Origin of the sequence: Providencia sp. PROV208 (genome assembly GCF_028479465.1) — a bacterium.
Taxonomy (GTDB): Bacteria; Pseudomonadota; Gammaproteobacteria; order Enterobacterales; family Enterobacteriaceae; genus Providencia; species Providencia alcalifaciens.
The window spans coordinates 36,114-59,495 of record NZ_JAMPNS010000021.1 but is presented as its reverse complement, the minus strand read 5'-3'; the positions used below and the strand labels follow the sequence as shown (position 1 = coordinate 59,495).

The 23,382-nt window shown below is 41.7% G+C and carries 19 protein-coding genes; 10 read left to right on the top strand and 9 right to left on the bottom strand.

Annotated elements, in window-relative coordinates; all coding sequences use genetic code 11:
• Positions 1-5 precede the first annotated feature (5 nt).
• Entirely contained in the window at positions 6-1,613 is a 1,608-nt protein-coding gene (locus tag PR766_RS16140) for a GMC family oxidoreductase (protein ID WP_006661039.1), read from the top strand.
• A 47-nt stretch (positions 1,614-1,660) separates the two neighbouring features.
• On the opposite strand, the gene purT is transcribed toward PR766_RS16140, so the two are convergent.
• Positions 1,661-2,839, bottom strand: a complete 1,179-nt coding sequence (purT, locus tag PR766_RS16135) for a formate-dependent phosphoribosylglycinamide formyltransferase (protein ID WP_036961552.1) — start codon at positions 2,837-2,839, stop codon at positions 1,661-1,663.
• A gap of 163 nt (positions 2,840-3,002) precedes the next feature.
• Positions 3,003-3,929, bottom strand: a complete 927-nt coding sequence (gene rarD / locus PR766_RS16130) for an EamA family transporter RarD (RefSeq protein WP_036978602.1) — start codon at positions 3,927-3,929, stop codon at positions 3,003-3,005.
• 634 nt (positions 3,930-4,563) lie between these two features.
• On the opposite strand from rarD, the gene PR766_RS16125 reads away from it, so the two are divergent.
• Complete coding sequence (locus PR766_RS16125) at positions 4,564-5,193, top strand: LuxR C-terminal-related transcriptional regulator (RefSeq protein WP_154636208.1); 630 nt, start codon at positions 4,564-4,566, stop codon at positions 5,191-5,193.
• 660 nt (positions 5,194-5,853) lie between these two features.
• On the opposite strand, the gene PR766_RS16120 is transcribed toward PR766_RS16125, so the two are convergent.
• From PR766_RS16120 to PR766_RS16110, 3 genes are all read right to left on the bottom strand, one after another.
• Positions 5,854-6,486, bottom strand: coding sequence for a helix-turn-helix domain-containing protein (locus PR766_RS16120; RefSeq protein WP_154636207.1), 633 nt, complete (start codon positions 6,484-6,486; stop codon positions 5,854-5,856).
• Positions 6,487-6,703: 217 nt separating this feature from the next.
• The gene (rimO, locus tag PR766_RS16115) at positions 6,704-8,038 is read right to left on the bottom strand and encodes a 30S ribosomal protein S12 methylthiotransferase RimO (protein WP_006659350.1); all 1,335 of its coding nucleotides are present in this window, start codon (positions 8,036-8,038) and stop codon (positions 6,704-6,706) included.
• Between the two features lie 166 nt (positions 8,039-8,204).
• Positions 8,205-9,134: a DUF7916 family protein gene (locus PR766_RS16110; protein WP_006659351.1), complete on the bottom strand. Its 930-nt coding sequence runs from the start codon at positions 9,132-9,134 to the stop codon at positions 8,205-8,207.
• A 266-nt stretch (positions 9,135-9,400) separates the two neighbouring features.
• Here PR766_RS16110 and PR766_RS16105 point away from each other — a divergent pair, with 266 nt between their 5' ends.
• From PR766_RS16105 to efeB, 5 genes are all read left to right on the top strand, one after another.
• On the top strand, positions 9,401-9,958 hold the full coding sequence (locus PR766_RS16105; protein WP_154636206.1) for an iron transporter: 558 nt from the start codon (positions 9,401-9,403) through the stop codon (positions 9,956-9,958).
• A gap of 100 nt (positions 9,959-10,058) precedes the next feature.
• Positions 10,059-10,397 carry a cupredoxin domain-containing protein gene (locus PR766_RS16100; RefSeq protein ID WP_154636205.1) on the top strand — a complete coding sequence of 113 codons (339 nt, stop codon included), beginning with the start codon at positions 10,059-10,061 and terminating at the stop codon, positions 10,395-10,397.
• A gap of 8 nt (positions 10,398-10,405) precedes the next feature.
• Positions 10,406-11,263 (top strand): FTR1 family iron permease, encoded by an 858-nt coding sequence (locus tag PR766_RS16095; RefSeq protein WP_006659354.1) that lies wholly within the window; start codon positions 10,406-10,408, stop codon positions 11,261-11,263.
• Positions 11,256-12,143: an EfeM/EfeO family lipoprotein gene (locus PR766_RS16090; protein ID WP_154630415.1), complete on the top strand. Its 888-nt coding sequence runs from the start codon at positions 11,256-11,258 to the stop codon at positions 12,141-12,143. The genes PR766_RS16095 and PR766_RS16090 overlap by 8 nt, the downstream gene beginning before the upstream one ends.
• 11 nt (positions 12,144-12,154) lie before the next feature.
• The gene (gene efeB / locus PR766_RS16085) at positions 12,155-13,444 is read left to right on the top strand and encodes an iron uptake transporter deferrochelatase/peroxidase subunit (protein WP_006661033.1); all 1,290 of its coding nucleotides are present in this window, start codon (positions 12,155-12,157) and stop codon (positions 13,442-13,444) included.
• Between the two features lie 75 nt (positions 13,445-13,519).
• Here efeB and PR766_RS16080 read toward each other — a convergent pair whose 3' ends face one another.
• The 3 genes from PR766_RS16080 to PR766_RS16070 all read right to left on the bottom strand — a co-directional run bounded on the left by PR766_RS16080 (position 13,520) and on the right by PR766_RS16070 (position 16,404).
• Entirely contained in the window at positions 13,520-14,254 is a 735-nt protein-coding gene (locus PR766_RS16080) for a vWA domain-containing protein (RefSeq protein ID WP_036961538.1), read from the bottom strand.
• 143 nt (positions 14,255-14,397) lie between these two features.
• The gene (locus PR766_RS16075) at positions 14,398-15,285 is read right to left on the bottom strand and encodes a hypothetical protein (RefSeq protein WP_006659358.1); all 888 of its coding nucleotides are present in this window, start codon (positions 15,283-15,285) and stop codon (positions 14,398-14,400) included.
• Positions 15,286-15,468: 183 nt separating this feature from the next.
• Positions 15,469-16,404, bottom strand: coding sequence for a LysR family transcriptional regulator (locus tag PR766_RS16070; protein ID WP_006659359.1), 936 nt, complete (start codon positions 16,402-16,404; stop codon positions 15,469-15,471).
• Positions 16,405-16,549: 145 nt separating this feature from the next.
• Between PR766_RS16070 and PR766_RS16065 the strand changes: the two genes are divergently transcribed.
• Both PR766_RS16065 and PR766_RS16060 read left to right on the top strand, forming a co-directional pair.
• On the top strand, positions 16,550-18,358 hold the full coding sequence (locus PR766_RS16065; protein WP_006661030.1) for an adenine deaminase: 1,809 nt from the start codon (positions 16,550-16,552) through the stop codon (positions 18,356-18,358).
• Positions 18,358-19,701 carry an NCS2 family permease gene (locus tag PR766_RS16060; protein ID WP_036961529.1) on the top strand — a complete coding sequence of 448 codons (1,344 nt, stop codon included), beginning with the start codon at positions 18,358-18,360 and terminating at the stop codon, positions 19,699-19,701. The genes PR766_RS16065 and PR766_RS16060 overlap by 1 nt, the downstream gene beginning before the upstream one ends.
• A gap of 79 nt (positions 19,702-19,780) precedes the next feature.
• On the opposite strand, the gene mdlC is transcribed toward PR766_RS16060, so the two are convergent.
• Positions 19,781-21,454: a benzoylformate decarboxylase gene (gene mdlC / locus PR766_RS16055; protein WP_230083770.1), complete on the bottom strand. Its 1,674-nt coding sequence runs from the start codon at positions 21,452-21,454 to the stop codon at positions 19,781-19,783.
• Positions 21,455-22,117: 663 nt separating this feature from the next.
• On the opposite strand from mdlC, the gene gltS reads away from it, so the two are divergent.
• Complete coding sequence (gltS, locus tag PR766_RS16050) at positions 22,118-23,323, top strand: sodium/glutamate symporter (RefSeq protein ID WP_006661027.1); 1,206 nt, start codon at positions 22,118-22,120, stop codon at positions 23,321-23,323.
• The last annotated feature ends 59 nt before the right edge of the window (positions 23,324-23,382 follow it).

Below are 23,382 nucleotides of genomic sequence, written 5' to 3'. Positions count from 1 at the left end.
TGAACATGAGCACACAAAAATATGACTATATTATTGTCGGTGCAGGCTCCGCAGGTTGTGTTCTCGCCGCTCGCCTGATCCAAGAAACCCAAGCTCGCGTGCTGCTCATTGAAGCAGGCGGTAGCGATAACCACATGTTTATCCGTATGCCTGCAGGGGTCGCAAAAATTATTGCCCAAAAAAGCTGGCCCTATGAAACCGAACCAGAACCTCATGCCAACAACCGCAAAATGCAAATTGCTCAGGGTCGCGTGCTGGGAGGCAGTAGTTCCGTCAACGGTATGATCTACATTCGTGGGCAAAAACAAGATTACGATAACTGGGAACAAAAGTACGGCTGTGAAGGCTGGGGTTATCAAGATGTTCTACCGTGGTTTAAAAAAGCCGAACGCAACGAAAGCCTAACGGGTGAATACCACGGCACTGAAGGACCCCTTCCCGTTAGCGAAAACCGCTATCGCCATCCACTTTCTATGGCATTCATTCAAGCGGCTCAAGAACATGGTTTACCTTACGTTAATGACCTGAATGGCGAGAGCCAACAAGGAACTAGTTTCTATCAAACCACCACACATAATGGGGAAAGAGCAAGCACCTCCAAAACCTATTTAAAATCAGTGGCAAATAGCGACCGTTTAACTCTCAAACTTAATACCCAAGTTAATCGCATTATTATTCGCGATGGACAAGCGGTTGGCGTGGCTTACCAAGGTAAAAATGGTCACGAAGTCGAAGCCTTTGCTCGTGAAGAAGTGCTGGTTTGCTCCGGCGCAATGGGATCCGCGAAGTTATTGATGCTCTCTGGTATCGGACCAGAAGAACACCTTTCCGCTTTAGGGATCAAAACAGTGGCTAATTTACCGGTAGGCGAAAACTTTCATGATCACCTACACATGTCCATCAACGTCACCACCAAAGAACCCATCAGCTTATTTGGTGCAGACCAAGGCTTTGCCGCTATCAAGCATGGTTTTGAGTGGATGGCATTTCGCAGTGGGCTACTCGCCTCTAACGTTTTAGAAGGCGCCGCCTTTAAAGACAGCTGTAACCAAGGCCGCCCTGATGTGCAAATTCACTTTTTACCTATTTTAGATAGCTGGGATGATGTACCGGGAGAGCCTCTACCCGCCGCTCATGGTTTTTCACTGAAAGTCGGTTACTTACAACCTAAGTCTCGCGGAAAAATTTTACTGCGTAGCCAAAACCCGCAAGACCCATTAAAAATTCATGCCAATTACTTAGCTGATCCTGAAGATATGGAGGGTTGCAAACGTGCGGTAAAATTTGGTTTAGATGTGTTAAGCCAGCCATCATTACAAGCTGTCAGTAAAAATACGTTGATGCCACCTGCCCAAGTTCAGCATGATGAGGGTCAATTAGAAGAATTTGTACGTAATTTCTGTAAAACCGTATACCACCCAGTTGGTACTTGCCGTATGGGTACCGATATTGCAAATTCCGTCACTGATTTACGTCTTCGTGTTCACGGAATAAATAAGCTGCGCGTGGTGGACTGCTCCGTGATGCCTGAAATTCCAAGTGGCAATACCAATGCACCAACCATTATGATTGCGGAACGCGCTGCCGCGATGATTATTGAAGATAGACAATAATCACCCTAAAAATCCCCCGCCAAAACCCAACAGGCGGGGGATAATCACTAACCTGTTACTTTCACTCTGGCCGCCGCCACTTTCGCCATCTCTAACGCTTGCTCTATCGAATCCCCAATCGCCAATGCCACACCTAGACGGCGAGTTCCCGCGATTTCCGGTTTACCAAATAAGCGCAATTGAATATCAGAATTTAATGCCTCATCGATTCCCGTGAAAACCACATTACGACTATGAAGTTCCGGTAAAATAACCGCCGATGCGCTGGCACCGTATTGGCGAATAGAACCAATTGGCAAGCCCAAAAAAGCGCGAACATGTAAAGCAAATTCAGAAAGATTTTGGGAAATCAGTGTTACCATGCCAGTATCATGAGGGCGCGGAGAGACTTCATTAAAAATAATCTCGTCCCCACAAACAAACAATTCCACACCAAATAAACCGTATCCCCCTAACGCTGTCACGATTTTTTTCGCCACGTCTTGCGCTTTTTTCAAAGCAACGTCACTCATGGTCTGTGGCTGCCAAGACTCTCGATAGTCACCTTTTTCTTGACGATGGCCCACTGGCGCACAAAAATGAACGCCATCTACCGCGTTGATAGTTAATAACGTAATTTCAAAATCGAAATTCACCATCTTTTCGACGATAACGCGTCCTTGACCCGTTCGACCGCCTTCTTGAGAGTAGTTCCACGCACTGTCTAACTGCTCCGCGGAACGGATCACGCTCTGCCCTTTGCCTGAAGAACTCATCACCGGTTTGACAATACATGGGAAACCAATTTCATGGGCAGCAGCTTCAAAGTCCGCTTTGGTTTCTACAAAACGGTATTCAGAGGTGGGTAGTTGCAACTCTTCAGCCGCTAAACGGCGAATTCCTTCACGATTCATCGTGAGGTAAACAGCATTCGCAGAGGGTACAACCTTCTGCCCTTGTCGCTCTAAGTCAACCAAGGTTTTTGTCGCAATGGCTTCAATCTCTGGCACAATAAAATCCGGTTTTTCGCTCGCCACTAACTGCCGCAATGCGTCGCCATCTAGCATATTGAGAGTATAGCTGCGATGAGCAACATGCATAGCAGGTGCGTTGTCATAACGATCGACCGCAATCACTTCTATACCTAAACGCTGGCACTCAATCGCCACTTCTTTACCTAACTCCCCAGATCCGAGAAGCATAACTTTTGTCGCGCTAGAACAAAGTGCAGTACCTAATTGGCTCATGATAATGACCTTATATCCCAAGAGATTAATTTTGCTGCTTAAAAAGATAATGTATAAAAAGATGGTTGGGATTATATACGCAATCGTTTGCCTTGACTATCATCGAAAAGCCAATAGGCAATACACCGGCTAGGAAATAACGCTAATCGATTAAAATTACAGGCTAAATTTGTGGTGGCTCATCACGCCCCGTCACATACGGTTGGCGGCGAGATCCCTTGCCATAGCGCTTATGCAACAACGCTAAGACACAGAATAGTAAACCAATCCAAATAAGGGTGAAACTCACACCTTTAACCCAGTCGAACACTTCATTAAACAGGAACACCGCTAATAAGAATTGAATGGTTGGCTCTATATACTGTGCTAAGCCAATAACCGTCAACGTTGTGCGCTTAATAGCTGCGGTAAAGAACAAGAGTGGAATGATAGTAACAGGTGCCGCTAGCATATAGAGTATTTTCGTTTGCCAATCCCCGTTTGCTACTGCACTGATACCATGGGCCGATAACCACCAAGTGATACCGACTGCCAGTGGTAATAGCCATAAGGCCTCCAAGAATAGAGACGTAATGACATCAAAGCGGATAAATTTGCGGATCAATCCATAAACCGCAAATGCGCTCCCCATCACTAAAGCTAAAACAGGTAGCTCGCCATATTGAATAATTTGGTAAACCACTCCCGAAAAAATAAACACGACAGCCAACTTTTCAGCAAAGACCAAACGTTCCCGTAAAAAAATCACGCCAAGCAAGATGGAAAATAGCGGGTTAATAAAGTAGCCCAAGCTCGCGGCAAGTACTTGCCCGTGCGTTAAGGCATAAGTGAATGTCGTCCACGACACCGCCATAATGGAAGAACTAAAAAGACATAACACTATCGAGCGTTTGTCCGCCCATACTTGCTTCCATAATGATTTGTTTTTGATAAGTAATCGAATAACAAATAAAAAGGGAATAGACCAGATCAATCGTTGAGCCAGCAACTCCATGGCTTGAGCATCAGGTAACAGTCGATAAAACAGCGGGGTTATCCCCCAAAGGATGTAGGAAAAGATAGCCAATGCTACCCCTGAACGCAGCAACATAATTTATCCGTCTGAAAGTATGACCAATTTGCCTCTATAATACGCCAATAAATGAAAGAGTGTAGGTTGATGTGCAAACTATAATGAGAATAACCTCGCCACTTAACTCCTTTAAACACTTCCCTTAATAAAATATACGTAAATTATGCAATACTTTTAAACGTTCAATTACGTGTATTCACTCATTTTTGAGTGACAGTACTATTTGACTGAGACAAATTTTAATTTTCTGGTGATAAATTTAAAAAAAGATAAAAATATTTCATAGGATGATTAATAAAATTTCATAAAATTGCTAATAGTGCTTTTTATGACTACCAATTTGCGATATTATTACTTAGCTAAATAACATTATTTTCGTGTTATCTAGAAAACATAATAATCGTAAGCCAAGTTTAAAATTCTATATTGTTACAAAACATTAAACAGATGTTACGTTTTGACACATACTTTAACTTTTGTTTCTTTTTTATATTAAAATTAGGCAAGTTCTTTTTTTAATATCATTTACGTTCAGCAATAATCTATAAAAAAGAATAGTTGAAAATACATTACCATTTTCATCGGTAAATTATTCTCATCCTATTTAACTATGTTAATTTGAATGTCAAATCCGTTTAACAGGAGTTTGGTGATGAATAGCGCCATTCATGTAATCGTTGAAAATGATAATGTCTTTAAGAATAAACTGAAATCAAAGATGGAATCTTTTGATTTTATTTTTAAATTCTATAATGACGAACAGGTATTTATTAGTACTTATACTTACCCTAAAGAGGAGAATGCAAAGGATTGTATCTTATTATTTGTAGACAATAACTCAAGTTATATTAATAAATTAAAAAACATTACTCAATCTTTAGCCATTGTACCCGTTATCGTCATTGCCCCAGAAGCATCTGCGACACTGTGCCGAGACTGCTTTAAAGCTGGTGCCTTTGACTTTTATGCATTTCCATTAGATGATCGAACGTTTCTAAGCGCTATTCAAGGAGCTAATGAGCACTTCGAAAAACAAAATGAAAATCATAAAAAATATATTTATTTATCGGACAAATTTGATCGACTCTCTGCCAGAGAACGTGAAATCATGGATATGATCTTAGACGGGAATACCAGTAGGGAAACTGCTGAAAAGTTATCATTATCACCAAGAACCGTAGAAGTGCATCGCTCTAATATTTATACAAAACTAGGAATAAAGTCATTACCTCAATTAATCCAAGAGTATGAATATATTAATACTTATTCAGCAAACACTTAATGACTTTATTCACCAGATCTCTCCTGCCTGATGATCATGCCTAGAATCATCAGGCATTTTATTCCTTATCAAATACCCATAAAAATATAACTAAAATTAGATTTTTATTTATATTTATTATTTAACTTAAAGAAAAAATTCAGAATAACTATTAATCCATGCTATTTACGCTTATTTATTTAATGAGCATAGGATAACTATTTTTTAGCCAATAGTGGTAAATAAAATAAGTTGAACTATCATTTTTATACATGGAAATTATTACGTTAGTTATCAATAATGGAAGACTTATTTATAGCTAATTATTAAATTAATATATTTAGTTTAAAATGGTATATAAACCTATATATCCATCCATATCCACACACTCACACTATAAGTATGCAATCTTATTGAAATAAAAATCTATAATCTTACGTTAAGACCAATTTCTAAAAAATGAAGACTAAGATCAACATACTTACCATCAAGTTAAGTTGATAATCTTAGCTCTTTTTCATTTCTTCTCTATAGTTTCGCCATCAGGCGTGACTGAGCCCACAATCAATAAATTGATATGTTAGGCTTAGTGATTACCGTAAGGCTGTGTGATTTGAATGCTTCGAACATTTTCGGCATTGTTTGCAGAGAATCAGTAGAAGCTTTTTTTATCTAGCAGGGCTATAGCTTGTATTCTCGAATATCAATCTGATATTGCTTTAACTTTCGCCAGAGCGTTGTACGCCCCATATTTAATGCTTGGTGCATCTCCTGAATTTTTCCACCATAAGCCAATGCAGCCTCAATGATAAGCGCTTTTTCCACTTCATGAATATTCAAATCATGGAACAGATTATGCCCTTGGGTCTTATTTGAAAGCTTTTGCCAGTAAAAGTGACACTTCAGCTTCTCACTGATTTCCCGCCCTAAAGCCAGTGTGAGTGCTAAAAGTAACTTACTACTCATCGAATCCCCACGTAAGATAAGTGTGGCTAACAGATGTTTTTCGTCATAAATAGGCGCGAAGTAATAGGTATTTCCTTGTGAGTGAATTGGCTGGTCATCGAGAGTGCAGACCTGCATTTGAGAAAATATCCCCGATGGAAACTTAGTTGAGATCTCTGATTTACGGCTAGCCCATAAGGTTTCACCATATTTATCCAGCAACATCCCTTCAATGTCGAAATCATGGATAGACGATAAGCCATCGGTGATGGTATCACTTGCCAGTTGTATCAATAACTCTGGATTAATAGAGCATGATGATTTTTCTGTAAGCTGTGCGAGTTTGGGAATTGTAAAATCTATAGTCATAATCAACCTTATTCTTCGATAAGTATTCTCTTTGATTATGTCAACTTATCAGTTAAGTTTTATATCCTAGATCAAGTTATGATTTGATAGATTTTGGCGGGATGATATAGATCAAGTATTTGAAAAATAGAAAAAACCCAAACTGATCGGGCATATCGAAAAAAGCCTGCGAATATGACTCGCAGGCTAAATTTCGAACTAGATGATAGAACGTTTTTTATTCAGTGACAACAGTGCCCCACAGGTCATATTCATCAGCATGCTCAATCAGCACCTTAACAATATCCCCTGCCTTCACATCAAACTCACCATTGAGGTACACCATTCCGTCAATTTCTGGCGCATCCGCCATACTACGACCAACGGCACCTTCATCATCAACTTCATCAACAATCACCCATAGCTCACGCCCAACTTTCTCTTGTAAACGCTGAGTGGATATCTCTTGTTGTAGCTGCATAAAGCGGTGATAACGCTCTTCCTTCACATCTTCCGGTACTTGATCAGCCAGTTCATTGGCTTTTGCCCCTTCAACAGGACTGTATTTAAAGCAACCCACACGATCCAATCTCGCTTCTTGCAAGAAATCCAGCAGCATTTGGAAATCTTCTTCCGTTTCCCCCGGGAAACCAACAATAAATGTCGAGCGTAATGTCAATTCTGGGCACATTTCACGCCAGCGCTTGATGCGTTCTAAGGTTCTTTCGACCGCGCCAGGGCGCTTCATTAATTTTAGAATTTTTGGGCTTGCGTGTTGAAGAGGAATGTCCAAATAAGGCAGCACCTTGCCTTCCACCATTAATGGGATCACATCATCAACATGTGGATATGGGTAAACATAATGGAGACGAACCCAAACGCCCATCGATGCTAGCTGTTCACATAGCCCGACCATGCTAGTTTTCACTGGCTTACCATCCCAGAATCCCATTCGGTGTTTCACATCCACACCATAAGCGGAAGTATCTTGGGAAATGACCAGTAATTCTTTAACGCCTGATTCCACTAAACGTTTTGCTTCATTTAATACATCACCAATGGCACGACTATCTAAGTCGCCTCGCATAGAAGGGATGATGCAAAAAGTACAACGGTGGTTACAACCTTCCGAAATTTTCAAATAGGCATAATGCTTTGGTGTTAATTTCACACCTTGCTCTGGCACTAAACTAAAGAACGGATCATGCTCTGGTTTGGGAACATAATGATGGACATGATTGAGCACCTGCTCATAACTATGTGGACCTGTGATTTCTAACACCTTTGGGTGAACTTCACGGATTTGGTTCTCTTTCGCGCCCAAACATCCAGTCACAATCACTTTACCATTTTCATTCAATGCTTCACCAATAGCTTCTAACGATTCTTGAACTGCACTATCAATAAAGCCACAGGTGTTCACGATAACCAAATCGGCATCGTCGTAGCTTGGAACGACTTGGTAACCATCAGTGCGCAGCTCCGTTAAGATGCGCTCTGAGTCAACGAGGTTTTTTGGACAGCCAAGTGAAACAAAGCCAATCTTTGGCACTGAATTCGTATTTTGCGACATAACTCACTTCTTTTATTGTGTTATAGATATTGTTTTAAAAAATGGGCTGGATTTTACCTGAAGTATAGCGGGAATTGTATATTTTTTTAGCGATATGAATGTCATTTTGAATGGAATCCCACGCCCTAAATCACGCGGGAATTCCTCTGGGATAAACAGCAAAATATTAACGGTTAATTGAACGAGCTATACGAGCATAAGTATGTCTGACACCTCGAATCACAATGCCGTAATTCAAAATATTCTCCGGTAAAGCAATTCCGTTATAGCCGGAGTCACCGATGTGATGTAAATCCGTGCCTGCCATTTTGCACATTAACGCGATTTGACGAATAGTTTGCAGATCAGCCCCTTCTTGAGAAGTCCCGATCGCTGTCATGGTCATCACGCGTTGTGAATGGCAATAACTCACCATTCTTTGCACAAATTCCAATGAAATACCCGGTACCGTGCCCGGTGCAGGCAGTAAAATAATATCAGCCCCACTCTTAATAAAAGACTGAATATCATCTTCCGTAATAAGCTGTTCGGCGGACGCATTCAATACCCCAGCTGCATGCATTTTCCCCGTAATAAGCACAACATCTTCCCCCACCACCGCTTTTAACTCTTTTAAGCTTTGGTTAATTTCTTGGTTAGTAACACCATTACCCGGATTGCCTGTTAATACGATAATATCTGCGCCCATCTGTTTTAGTTTCAGCGCATTTTTTACCGTTGCTAAACGCCCTTCCGATATTTGCCACTGTTTATCTTGATGCGGATTATTAAAGCCTGCGGGAACGGGTTCTAAATTGACGCCAATAGCACGCCCAGTTAAATGTTTTAGGGTACGAATAATTTCATCTGGCGCGGTACCTTCAGGTAACCCTTGCATCTCCGGGTGATTCACATCAAAGACATTCAGTAACAGAATATCTGCACCTTGACTTGCCGCTAGCTCTGCATTCGTGACATTCATCAGAACAGGTTGAATGGTTCCAATCGTTTCGCTAACCAATAGCCGACCTTCACTCGCTTTAATCGCCTCCAATAAATTCTTCTTATTGAGTTTTGCAATTTCAGAAGCGGAACAATCCAAATAACGTTTTTGCATTTCCAAAACCTCGGCTTTGTGCCCAAGAAAAGAGAGAAAGTGTTTTGACTATAACATGTGGAACCCACTAGAGAGTCTGAACAACATCACCTTTCTAATACTTATTTTTTATGTCTAAAAAAGGAAACATTAACACTTTGATTAATATTAAATTTAAATATATTCATAGGGTAAATTTAACTATCCATTAAAACATTCTGCTTGTTTTTCATTAATAGTAATGATTATCATTATGTTTCTAACTTCATTCAGGTAAGGATGTCATAATGAAATTCGCTTATCAGTCAGCCGTTTCGGGCTTAGCCTTATTCTCTCTATCCGCCTTTGCACAAGAATATCCTCTCGGTCATCCAGTCATTAAAAACGGCATGGAAATCCAAGGTGTTTATTTACAACCTATCACCATGGATACCGAAGAAGGTCACCACAAAATGGCGCACCTACCTGCGGATAAAGCCGACGTTCACTTAGAAGCTGACATTCATGCCGTAGAAGAGAACCCGAATGGCTTTGCAGAAGGCGATTGGATGCCTTACTTAACCGTTGAATATACCGTCACAAAACTGGGTGATAAACCACAGACCCAGTCAGGCACCTTTATGCCGATGGTGGCTAGCGATGGTCCTCACTATGGTGAAAACATTAAACTGAACGGTAACGGTAAATATCGCGTAACCTACAAAATTTACCCGCCTTCACATAACCAACAAGCCGCTTTCGGTCGTCACATTGATAAAGAAACAGGCGTTGCACCTTGGTTTGAACCGTTTGAAGTCTCTTGGGACTTTGACTATGCAGGCATAGGTCGTAAAGGCAGCTACTAGTTTTTCAATGATGCGCTGGGGGCTTTCGCGGGGGTAATATTCCGCGCGAGCCCTTTTTCGCTAGTAAGAAACTCTCAATTTCAATAAGTTTGAGCCAACAATGAAAACATTACTCAGCTTTTTACTGGTTTTTATTTGCGCATTATTTTCGCAATCCGCATTAAGTGCCGAAAAATATACGGTTGAATTAGAAATGAAGAATGGGGATTTAATCCCTCGCGTTCTCGAAGTACCAGCCAAAACCATTATTCGCATCAAAATTACCAATACTGGCACTGAACCCGCAGAATTTGAAAGCTTACAACTACGTAAAGAGAAAGTATTGGCGCCAGGCGCAAGCTCTGTTGTTGTTATTGCACAGTTAAAACCAGGTAGTTACACATTTTTCGACGATTTCCATCTTTCTCACCCAAAAGGCGAGATCATTGCTAAAGAGTAGGATCCAACATGGGGCAAGTTCTCTTTGTAGTTTGGCGTGAAAGTTTTGAAGCGCTATTAGTCATCGGTATCATCTACGCGTGGATCAAACGCCACCCAGACGCTCGAAATGGTATGAAGTACCTATGGGGCGGGGTTGGGTTAGGTATTGCCATGTCCATTTTACTGGCATTACTCATTTACGGTGTCTTCAATGTCCTTGATGACACCGGTCAATCGATTTTCATGATAGTCATGGAGATCCTCGCCTGCATATTGATTGTCCAAATGGTTTATTGGATGAATAAAAGTGGCGGCTCGATGAAAAAAGAGCTGGAATCCGGTATTAATCGTAATGCCGAACATCACAGTTGGTGGGGTGCAACACTGATTATTGCCATCGCCATTGCGCGTGAAGGCAGCGAAATCGTCGTGTTCCTCTCTAGCTTTATCATGTCGTTAACGTCAGCAAACGCGAATGAATTTATCTTTGAAGTGGCGGCTGGTATTGTCATTGCAGGTATGACGTTATACGCATTCTTATTAACTAACCGCATCATTTCATGGAAGATTTTCTTCAAAGTCACAGGCGTGATTTTGTTGTTTCTCGCCCTATCTTTACTGCTAAGGGGTGTCGAAGAAATTTCAAACTTAATGATTGAATTTGATTATCCAATCCCTGAATTTTTAATCTATCCAGCATGGGATACGAGTGCATTACTGGATGATTCTGGCGTTGCAGGAAACTTTATCTCATCATTCTTTGCGTATCGCTCACAGCCCATTTGGTTAAGTGTCATCACATTTGTTATCTACTGGATTGTGATCATCGCACTATTTATGTGGAACAAACGCCATACCGCTAAACGGAACTTACAAAATGCGTAAAACCTCTAGATTAGCAATCAGTATGATATTTGCCTCATTAATGGTATCCACTGCGCACGGCAAAGCCCTGCGCTCCCCAGTGCAAACGGGGGATAATATCATTATTGCCAAAGGCGATATTCCCACCCCCGAAAAATATCAACCAGCCATTCAAGAATACTTAACCTTTGTCAATAAGGAGTTAAGTGAAATGGTCGAGCAGTTAGAGAAACTCAATCAAAGTATACAGAAAGGTCAACTGGCACAGGCTAAAGCAGCCTATATCCAAGCTCACCAGCACTATGAAACGGTACGCCCAATCATTGTGTTATTTGGCAATACTGACCGTACCATCAATTCTCGTGCAGATTATTTTCTGGATAAAGAAAAAGATTACCGCTTTGTCGGGTTCCACCTTGTTGAATATCTATTATTCTCTCAGCAAGATTTAAAAGCAGCGCTCCCCGCCTCTGATGAGCTATTACTCAAAGGCCGTGATCTGCAAAAACGTGTACTGAACGAAACCATTGAAATTCCTAAGTTGGTTCAAGCTTCTGCTGATTTTATCGAAATGATCCTTGAGACCAAATTGTCAGGTAAAGAGAATATCTATAGCCAAACAGATCTCTTCGATATGGCGGCGAATGCCAAAGGCTCTCAAGTGATCATCGATGTTATCAGCCCATTTGTTGAAGCCAAAACTCTTGATCAAATAAAAGAAAATGATCAGAAAATTAATAAAATAGTGCAGTCATATCAATTAGCTAAAGGGCAATACGCACCTTATAGCCAACTAAAACAACAAGACAAAATGACACTCTATTCTCTGTTAACGCAACAAGCTGAGCTACTCGCCACATTGCGCGCTCAGTTAGATGTTGATGTTTACTATAAATATTAAGGCATAAGTTTATGCAAGCTAAACCAAAAAACGAGTTAGATTCTTCCCGTTTTTCTCAGACCAATATTTCTCGACGCCATGCACTGAAAACATTAGTCATGGGTGGCGCAATTCTCGCCGCACCCGCCCTCAGCGCTAAAGCGGCGATTGCCGATTGCCAACTGACTTATGATAAAAGCATCAATTACTTAGGCTCTCATCAAGCTGGGGTACTTACCCCTGAACAAAAGCATGCCTCGTTTATTGCGTTTCATATTACATCGACATCCATTGATGAGCTGCAATCGCTGTTTGATCTATTAACTCAACGCATTGCCTTTCTAACGCAAGTACAAAAATCCTCGCCAAATCAGAATGATAAAATGCCTCCTGCGGAGTCCGGTATTTTAGGAACGCTCATCCAGCCAGATTCTCTGAGTATCACCGTTTCTTTGGGAGATAGCCTGTTTGACTCACGTTTTGGGTTAGAGAAGCTAAAGCCACGCCAATTGGTGGAAATGACCAGCTTCCCGAATGACCGCCTAGAAGACAAATGGTGTGGTGGAGATGTGGTCCTACAAATTTGTGCGAATAGTCAAGAAAGCGTGATTTATGCCCTACGCGATGTATTGCGCCATACCTCGCCTTATTGGTTCCCCCTATGGAAAATCGATGGTTTCCTACCGTCACGGGATATCGACAGACACACTACCCCAATCAATTTATTCGGTTTTAAAGATGGCACCGGAAATGCGCCTTCAGATGATAATGCGTTGATGAATGAACTGATTTGGGTCACCGAAGACAGCAAAGAGCCACAATGGTGTATTGGCGGTACCTACCAAGCCGTTCGCCTTATTCGCTTCAATCTTGAATTCTGGGATAGAACACCACTGGAAGATCAAGAAAATGACTTTGGACGCCATAAAGAAACTGGCGCACCAATGGGTATGAAGCATGAGATGGATGATCCCGCTTTCGAGAAAGATCCTCACGGCGATCGCGTGCTATTTGACTCTCATATGCGTCGTGCGGAGCCAAGAAACCCAAGTCGCCATACTGCAAAATTACGCCGCCGCAGTTACAGTTATTCTTTAGGATTAACCGATAACGGCGCATTGGATATGGGGCTCATTTTTGTTTCGTATCAAAAAGATTTAAAAACCGGCTTTATTGATACCCAAAAACGCTTAAATGGTGAACCTCTCGAGCGTTACATCAAGCCATTTGGCGGGGGATACTATTTCGTTTTACCGGGAATTAAATCCGCTGAAGATCAGCTCGCCAAAGGATTATTTTCGGCATTGAAATCCACAAAATAATGCCATAAAAAAAGCCCCGATAGTCAGCTCGGGGCTTTTAGCTTTTTTCTATAAACTAAAATAGTTATTGTCTTATTATTTTTTACGATCCTTCGCGTCTTGCTCAACTTCCTGTTTCCATTCCTCTGATATTGGTGCAGCACTCTGTTTAGCTTCTACGGCTTTATTCACTGCTTTATACGCTTTATCGTAACCCGTGCCATCCTGAACATAGCCAGTCGCATTTGAACGCTTGATACCAATATTGTCAGCCTCAGCAATTGCATCAATATTGGCGCCTAAGAAAATAAAGTCCCATTTATCTTCAACTTCAGCGGATTTAATCATCGATTTAATCTTAGCTTGACTATATTTAGTGCTGCTGTTTTCTTCACCATCGGTAATAATCACAAACAATACATTATTATTCTTGGTGATTTTTCTATTCTCACGCATCTTAATAATGCTATCACCAATCGCATCTAATAATGCGGTATTTCCCCCGACAGAATAATCATTCAAGGTAAGATTTTTAACTTTATCAATAGGTTCTCTATTATGTAGTAAACTCGTTTTATTATTAAATAAAATTGTCGTGATAAAGGTTTTATTCGCTTTATTTCTGTTCTCAGTCAGTACGCTGTTATATCCACCCACTGTGTCAGACTCAAAACCCGACATAGAACCACTTTTATCTAAAATAAAAACCAAGTCTAATACTTCAGGATCTTTAATTGGTTCAATAACTGATGTCGCGCTCGAAACATTGGAAAAAAATAATACAAAAATAGCGGATATCGTAGTAAAAAATGACGTTTTAAATAAATTCATCACCGAGCCTCTTATCATATTATCCTAATGAAACTATCGATTAGTTTCCTTGTTTCATCGGGATATCACATAAGATTACTCTGTTTAATTTATAAGCAAATTCTTAATTATCAAAACACTCACATAAACTTAATGGAATATACTTATCTCACCCACACTCCGTAATTTCGGATTTGATTAATCTGTTTAATAAACTTATTTAACTTTATATATTCCGCCGCAATCTGACTGGATGGGCTTTGTGTGAACGTTTCAACAAGCTGAACCGTTAATTGGTGATATTGTTTATTCAAATCTTGATGAATATCGACTTTATCAGCATGTTTTAGTGTTTCCGTTAATGCCACAATCTCGTTCGCGACAGTTTGCACCTGTGGGTCACTAAACGTGACTTCCGGCACTTGATAACTTAAGTGCTGGCTAATTGAATTATTTTCTTCATTTTGAGGGGTGTTAGGCACTAAATTTTGGTCGTGCACATTCGCGAAATATTCAATCAATTCAGACTGATCAAAACATTTCGATTTAATATCTTCTTGCTTGTATTGCTTATTTACCGCGCCCGGCAAAGCTTTTCCAATCGGATAAGTACAACGAAATAAATTGCCATCAATGACAGTCGCATTGCTACTTTTAATCGGTAGCGTTAATTCATGTCCATAAATAGTGACATCATACTGGGTGGGCTGATATCCCTTATAGTCATGTTGGTCGGTATACACTTCAGAAAAAGTATAATATACCCCGTGATTCGGGTTTAATATCCCGCCAGAGTTGTGCTCAAATACCATAAAAGTAGTTGTATGACCGAGTGCATCTTCCAGAGTATGCTCACCACTCGCTAATGCAACCGAACCAAATTGGTTAGGTTCAACGCGATACTCTTTGCCATCAACTTTAAATGAAATTGTTTTTTCTGTTGGATTGCTATAATAAAACTTTCCTTTATTCCCCATAATGTCCAGATCGCCACAGGCTGTCACCAATAGCATGGCTGTCGTGAGTAGGCTGACTTTCAATATAGCGTTCATTTATTCCCCCAACATCTTATTGACCACCTAGATATGCGACCAAAAAATAAACAATCAAGGGCAATAATCTTATTCATTTGAATAAAAATAGTTTTACGATTAGTGCTTAACACTCTTCACTTGTTATAAATCAAACAATCACCATGTATTACGGTAAATTATATTTAGATTTATGCTGTCGAATTAATACTTATGAGTATGCGAGCGTCTTAATACTTTAAATAATAGCTGAAATACCGATTCCATCATCGGCGTCAATGTTTGGTTGTTACGCATTAGCGAAATTGAACGCGTCAGAGCTGGTTGTTGTAATTGTAAAACTTTAAGCTCAGGATCCCGTAAATGAACGGTATATAACTGAGGCAGAATGCCAATTGCCAATTTCGACCTGACCAAACCATATAAGGTTTCTATATAGTCGACTTGATAACGAGGGTTGATATTGAGCCGATTACTTTCAATCGTTGCCGTCACCAATCGGTGAATATTTCCTTTTGAAAACATCGCAATATCACGGTTATTTAATAGTTTCCAAGGTAAGTGAAATGCATTATCAGAAATAAATTCATCACGATGGATCACCGCCACAAACGGATCATCTTGAAGTGGGTACAGCGTTAATTCTTCAGGAACTGAACTATCCAAAACCCCGATGCCAAAATCAATTTCGTTATTGACCAATTTATTCACTAGTGAGTCATTCGTTTGGTCATAAAATTCCACATTCAACTTAGGAAAATATAGCTGTAATTGCTCAGGAATCATCGGGAATAATAACGAACTCACGGAAGGCACCAGCCCAATACGTAATGTGCCATCGCCCCCCTCTTCAATAATTTTCTGAATATCGCTAAACCCACGATGCGACACACTTAAAATACGCTCCGCATGAGGTAAAATCGCCGCGCCCAATTCGGTCAATGTGACAGAGGCTGCAGTACGGTTAATTAATTTACCGCCAATCACGGTTTCAATTTGCCGTAACGCGCTACTCAGCGCAGGCTGGCTCACGGCGAGACGGTTCGCTGTTTCGGTAAAATGGCGCAACTGAGCGAGGGTCACAAAATATTGCAACTGCTTTAAGGTTAATGCAGGAAGACGCTGCCATGGCTCAGTCATTGGATTTCCTCACTTAAATGGATAGTTATTCTTATCATTATGCTCTGCATTATAACCTCTCTTTATGATCTGATAAATTTTATCATCTTGGCAAACGTTTGCCTTACTCATAAAGTAGCGACATAAATCTTGAAGATGGTGTTTTATGAAGCTAACAAATCAAACTCGACGTCGTGCCGTTCAGGCCGCAAAAGGGGAAATTCCCTTTGACCTTTTGCTTACCCACGCCAATATCATCGATATGGTCACAGGTGAAATTCGCCCTGCCGATATTGGTATCACTGAAGGGCTGATTGCGAGTGTCCATCCGACGGGAAGTCGTACGGATAGCCATGAAATTCACGACCTATCGGGGCAGTTTATTTCTCCCGGCTTCATCGATACTCACGTTCATTTAGAAAGCTCCCATCTTCCCCCAGCTCGCTACGCTGAAATTGTCCTCACTCAAGGCACCACTGCAGTATTTTGGGATCCCCATGAATTGGCGAACGTACTTGGGCTGGAAGGGGTACGTTATGCTATTGATGCTAGCCGTAATCTACCTCTGGATGTCATGGTTGCTGCACCATCTTCGGTACCATCAACACCCGGCTTAGAAATGTCAGGGGCAGACTTTGCAGGACAAGAAATGTCTACCATGCTCAGTTGGCCAGAGGTGCGTGGTGTCGCAGAAGTGATGGATATGTTTGGTGTGTTGCATGGCAGTGAGCGCATGGAAGAAATCCTCGATGCCGGATTAAATTCAGGAAAAATCATTGAAGGTCATGCGCGTGGATTAAAAGGCGCTGATTTACAAGCTTACCTTGCCGCTGGCGTGACATCAGATCACGAACTCACCTCTGCTGAAGATGCTCTCGAAAAACTACGTGCAGGGCTGACGCTCGAAATTCGAGGTTCTCACCCTTATTTATTACCTGAAATTGTCGCAGCCTTACAAACACTTCCCCATCTATCATCACAAATTACCGTGTGTACCGATGATGTTCCACCGGATATGCTGATTGAAAAAGGGGGCGTGATAGCCCTACTGAATTTGCTGATTGAACACGGACTGCAAGCCACAGATGTCTTGCGCTTTGCGACGCTCAATGGCGCCATTCGCTTGCAACGCAATGACCTTGGTCTGATTGCCGCTGGTCGTCGAGCAAATTTAGTTGTGTTAAATTCACTGGAAACTTTAAACGCTCAGAAAGTGTACGTTGATGGTAAAAAAGTGGCAGAAAATGGGCAACTTACCCGCTCAATCGCGCCCGAAAATACGATTTTACCACCACGCGACACCATGCACTTAGCGCCAATCTCCGCACAAGATTGCCAACTTCAACTCACTGATTTACGAAATGGCACAGCGCGATTACGCCATATTAGTGGTGCTCGCTTTACCCAATGGGGGGAAGTGGATGTACAGGTGAAAGATGGCATAGTACAACTCCCTGACGAATTTAGTTTAATCCGCGTACAACACCGTCATGGTCGCCATGATGCCAAACCTCAAGTTGCCTTGTTAAAAGGATGGGGTGAATTACGCGGCGCCATTGCCACCAGCTACTCTCATGATTCCCATAACCTTGTGATACTCGGGCGGGATGCAAACGATATGGCAATGGCAGCCAACTTACTGATTGAAAGTGGTGGCGGTATGGCATTAGTCCAAGATGGTAAAGTCCTAGCCCATGTCGCCATGCCAATTGCGGGCATGCTATCTGAATTACCAGCGCCTGAGCTTGCTGCCCAATTTCGCCAACTGAGAGAATTAAGTAGCCAAATCGCCGATTGGGAACCACCGTATCGCGTGTTCAAAGCGATTGAAGGCACCTGCCTTGCATGTAATGCAGGTCCTCATTTAACTGATTTAGGATTAACTTGCGGTACCACCCGCCAAATTGTCAATGCCGTCTTAGAACGTCATGAACATACTCACCATATAAAAAATAATGATAGGAGCGCCAATTAATGGCTAACAATTCTCGTCATCAGCCAACATCAGGGAGTTGGTTAGAAAGACGTTTTGCACTGCGTGAACGGGGTAGTTCAATCAGAACAGAATGCCTAGCTGGAATCACTGGGTTCCTTGCAGCAGCCTATTTACTTGTGGTTATTCCGGGATTATTAGCCGCAGGCGGAATGGATAAAGGCGCGGCGACCACTGGCACTATCATCGTATTTGTATTAGCCAGCCTCTTAATGGCATTTTATGGCAATCTACCATTTATTGTGGGTCCCGGCATTGGCGGCTCCGTTTTAGTCGGGGTCACTCTCGCAGGCAGCGAAGGGATTGATTGGCAAATCGGTTTAGGTATCGCGTGTTGGTCTGGGATTTTATTTTTCCTGTTAACCAAATTCGGTTTACGTGAAGTGGTTACCCGTTCAGTTCCACAGTCTATCAAGCTCGGTTTAACTGCCTCGATTGGCTTGTTCGTGGCGATACTGGGTTTTCGTAACGCAGGCTTAGTCCTCGCTAACCCAAAAACGAATGCGTTAATGCTTGGCGACTTTCTCTCTCCGGGCGCCTTAGTCGCACTTGCTGGTTTCTTTGTCGCGATTGCACTGCAATCTCGCCGTATTCCGGGAGGGATTTTATGGGCAATTTTATTCGCCACTTTGCTAGGGATTCCTTTCGGCGTCACTAAATTACCAGAAAGTTTTATCGGCGTGCCCCACTCAATTACCCCTGTTTTGGGACAAGTGGATTTAATCGGCGCACTCAATATCGCGTTCTTACCGTTCTTGTTCGTCTTTTTTGCAGCTGAATTTTTCTCCACCATGGGTACGACATTAGCGGTGGGTGGCGAGGCTGGATTACTGGATAAAGAAGGTAATATGCCGAATATCAACCGACCCTTTATTGTGGACTCCATTGCGGCGGCATTAGGTCCTTTAGTCGGTATTCCTGCGGCAACGGCTTTAATTGAATCTTCCGCCGCGGCTGAAGCGGGAGGAAAAACAGGGATGACCGCATTGGCGGCAGCATTTATGTTCCTTCTGATGTTGCTGTTTACGCCAATTGCTTTAATGATCCCAGCGCAAGCAACCGCACCCGCGTTAATCTTAATCGGCTTAAATATGTTTAGCGGATTACGCAAAGTTGATTTAGGTAACTTTACTGACGGCCTACCAGTACTCATGATGGTGATGATTACGCTCATCGCAAACAGTTTCGGTACAGGTATTGCTGGCGGGCTACTGTTCTATATCTTAATTAAAGCCGTAGCAGGCAAGTGGCGTGAAATTCCAATCAGCCTATGGATTCTCGCAGTCCCCTTAGTGTATTACTTCTCCACCCTCGTGAAGCACTAAGTTTAATAAAAAAATCCCCTAATTCTCTCAATATTAGGGGATTTCACGTTAAAGGTTATGATTCAATCTTCACCTTATTTTAAATCAACGGTGGAATTTGAGGCAGGATAGGCACTTCAATCACGGTAGGTCCTTGGCGGTTAAATGCGTCACGGCAAGCCGCTTTTACCTCATCAATCGTTGTGGCTTTTAGCGCGGTACAACCATAACCTTTACCTAACGCCACAATGTCTAAGTTTGGAATATCCAGACCCGGAACCCCCGGCGTTTCTTCTAACACGGCAAATGATTTTAAAATCGCATATTCGCTATTTCGCGGGATTACAAATACAATCGGTAAATTGTGTTGAGCGGCGCTCCATAACCCTTGAATAGAATATTGCATCGAACCATCACCTATAATTGACATCACCGGACGATGGCGTCCACTGTCTTTTTCCGCTAATGCAATTCCCACGCTCGCAGGTAAATTCCACCCTAGCGAACCGCTGGCAAAGGTATAGAAAGAATCCGGCGATTCAATCGGCCATTCACGATGGAGTTCGCCAAGATTGGAAGGCGACTCTTCAACTAGAATCGTCTCTTTCGGAGAAACTTCTCTCAGCGCTTTAAACAGCTGTGCTGCACTCAAAACAGTAGAATCACCTTTTACTTCCGGCGCGGCTGGGTGTGGAGCCATACCATGTGATTGCTTTTCCACGCTATTTTTTGGCGCAGGTCGCGCTTTCACACGCTGTGTTAACCCTTCAATTGCCAATACTGCATCACTGAGTAAACTATCCCCAACAGGCGCTCTTCCTACCTCAATAGGATCGTCAGTAATATGCAATAAACGCATGCCATCAGGAAGATAACTTCCTGCCACATAAGGATAATAACGAAATACCGGCGCACCAATAATTAACGCCAAGTCGTGTCCTTTCAGCTTATCGGATAATGGACCCATCGCAAAAGGCAGTCCTCCGGCATACAGAGGATGCGTTTCAGGGAATGGTGGACGTTCAGAAGCCGGAGCCGCCCACACAGGAATATTGAGCTTTTCAGCTAATGCGATTCCAGCCTCCCAACCCTCACCTCGAGCAATTGCAGAACCATAGATCAGTACCGGATTTTTCGCCGAGCTAAGCGCATCCGCAAAGGCTTGTAAGCGAGCGGGATCATAACCAATCCGCTGTGAAACTTCGCGTACAACGGCTTCTTGAGCAATCGCAGGCTTGTCCCAATCATCCAGCGGAATGGAAAGGAAAACAGGTCCTGCTGGCGGCTGGAGAGCCATCGCATACGCCCGCATAAATGCCGCAGGTACATCCTCTGCACGAGCCGGTTGATAACTCCATTTGACCCAAGGCTTGGGTAGCGTTTCAGGCTCAATATTGGTTAACCACGGCTCCATTAATAACATTTCACGGGTTTGGTTTCCGGCAGTAATAATCAGTGGAGTGCGATTCATGTAGGCAGTCAGGATGTTACTCATACCATTACTGAGCCCAGCGGAGGTATGTAAGTTGACCATCGCCACTTTACGCATACCTTGGGCATAGCCATCCGCAGCAGCAACCGCCGAAGCTTCATGTAATGTCTGGATATAACGAAAATCACTCGGAAAATCTTTTAAAAATGTCTCTTCTGTCGAGCCTGGGTTCCCAAAAATAGTGGTAATGTCCAACTGACGTAATAAATCAAAAGTAACTTGGCGAATGGTTTTCTTCATTTTAAATACCCTAATTAAGATATCTGGATCAGTTCCTATCATAACGAATCCCTCAATGAAAAACATTTACACCAGAGATGCTTCTCCACTTTTAAATCGCTCAAATAATTTTAAATTTCAATATAATACAATAGGTTAAAATAACATCTTGTTTCGATGATAGAAATAAAATAGGAATAAAAACTACCTATTAAGATTTAATCCATATAAATCACGAAAGAGACCTAAGAATATTGGCATTTATATTCATTTCATCTGCTCTTTAATAAAGAAAAAGTAAATGAAACCTTCCCTAGAAGCATCTAAAACGTGAGTCATATGGCAATGACTTAACAAACATTAACAAAATAACGGCTTTATGCCACTCATCACACTTCTAACAATTAACCCACTCAACGCCTCATTTCTACGCCCTAGAAACACGTCAAAAACTCGATGAGTTTCCCATCTGATGGGGAAATTTAAAATTTAAATTAAAATCAATGAATTAGATTATTCATAACGGTTTATATAATTGAATAACATTCTGGTAATAAATTAAATCAATCAATAAATGCGTTTTTTTTAAACAATTTAATTAACTAAAAGTTATAGCAACCCAAACAAAACTCATTGTTAAACAAAAGTTAAGCAAAGTAATTTAATTTAACACCAATGTTAAATTGCAAAAGTAAACACTCTGGTAAACTCATATGAGGTAAAATAATGATCTTAGATGCCAGTTATACGTTATTATTTGCGTGCTTAGCGCTTCTTATTGGGATGATCGTGGTTAAAATCAGCCCTTTTCTACAGAAAAACCATATTCCGGATGCCGTTGTTGGCGGATTTATTGTTGCGATTGTTTTATTAATTGTTGATAAAGCCGCTGGCTATACCTTCTCATTCGATACGTCATTACAAAGCACATTAATGATTGCTTTTTTCTCATCAATTGGTTTGAGCTCAGACTTTTCCCGATTAATAAAAGGTGGAAAACCACTCGTTATTTTAACTCTCGCTGTAACAATCTTAATTGTGATTCAAAACATGGTCGGTATGGGCATGGCTGTCATGCTAAATGAAAGTCCATTTATTGGTTTGATAGCGGGCTCAGTTACCTTAACCGGTGGTCATGGTAACGCAGGTGCTTGGGGACCGATCCTTGCCGATAAATACGGTGTAACAGGTGCTGTTGAGCTTGCTATGGCATGTGCCACAATGGGGCTTGTACTGGGTGGACTCATTGGTGGACCTGTCGCTCGTCACTTACTGAAAAAAGTCACTATTCCTAAAGCGACAGAGCAAGAAAAAGAGACAATTCTCGAAGCATTCGAGCAGCCGTCAGTGAAAAGAAAGATCAACGCCAACAACATCATTGAAACCATTTCAATGCTGATCATTTGTATCGTTGCCGGTAGTTACATCAGTGAATTAGCCAAAGATACACCAATGCACCTCCCTACATTCGTCTGGTGTCTGTTTGTAGGTATTATTATTCGTAACGTCTTAACTCACGTATTTAAGCACGAAGTTTTCGAACCTACTGTTGATGTATTAGGTAGCGTGGCACTCTCACTGTTCCTTGCTATTGCCCTGATGTCATTAAAATTTGGTCAATTAGCGAGTATGGCAGGTCCGGTATTAATCATCATTGCCGTACAAACGGTAGTGATGGTGCTATTTGCCTGCTTTGTGACCTTCAAAATGATGGGAAGTGACTATGATGCCGTCGTCATCAGTGCAGGTCACTGTGGATTTGGAATGGGTGCAACGCCAACAGCGATTGCCAACATGCAAACTGTTACCCGCGCATTTAGCCCATCCCATAAAGCTTTCCTCGTTGTTCCAATGGTCGGAGCATTTCTTGTGGATATCACCAACAGTATCGTAATTAAACTGTTTATTGAATTAGGTGCATCCATCGGTTAATTCTCGATACTGTATGCCAGTTCATAACTAAATGTATATGAGCTGGCATTGTCACTTTA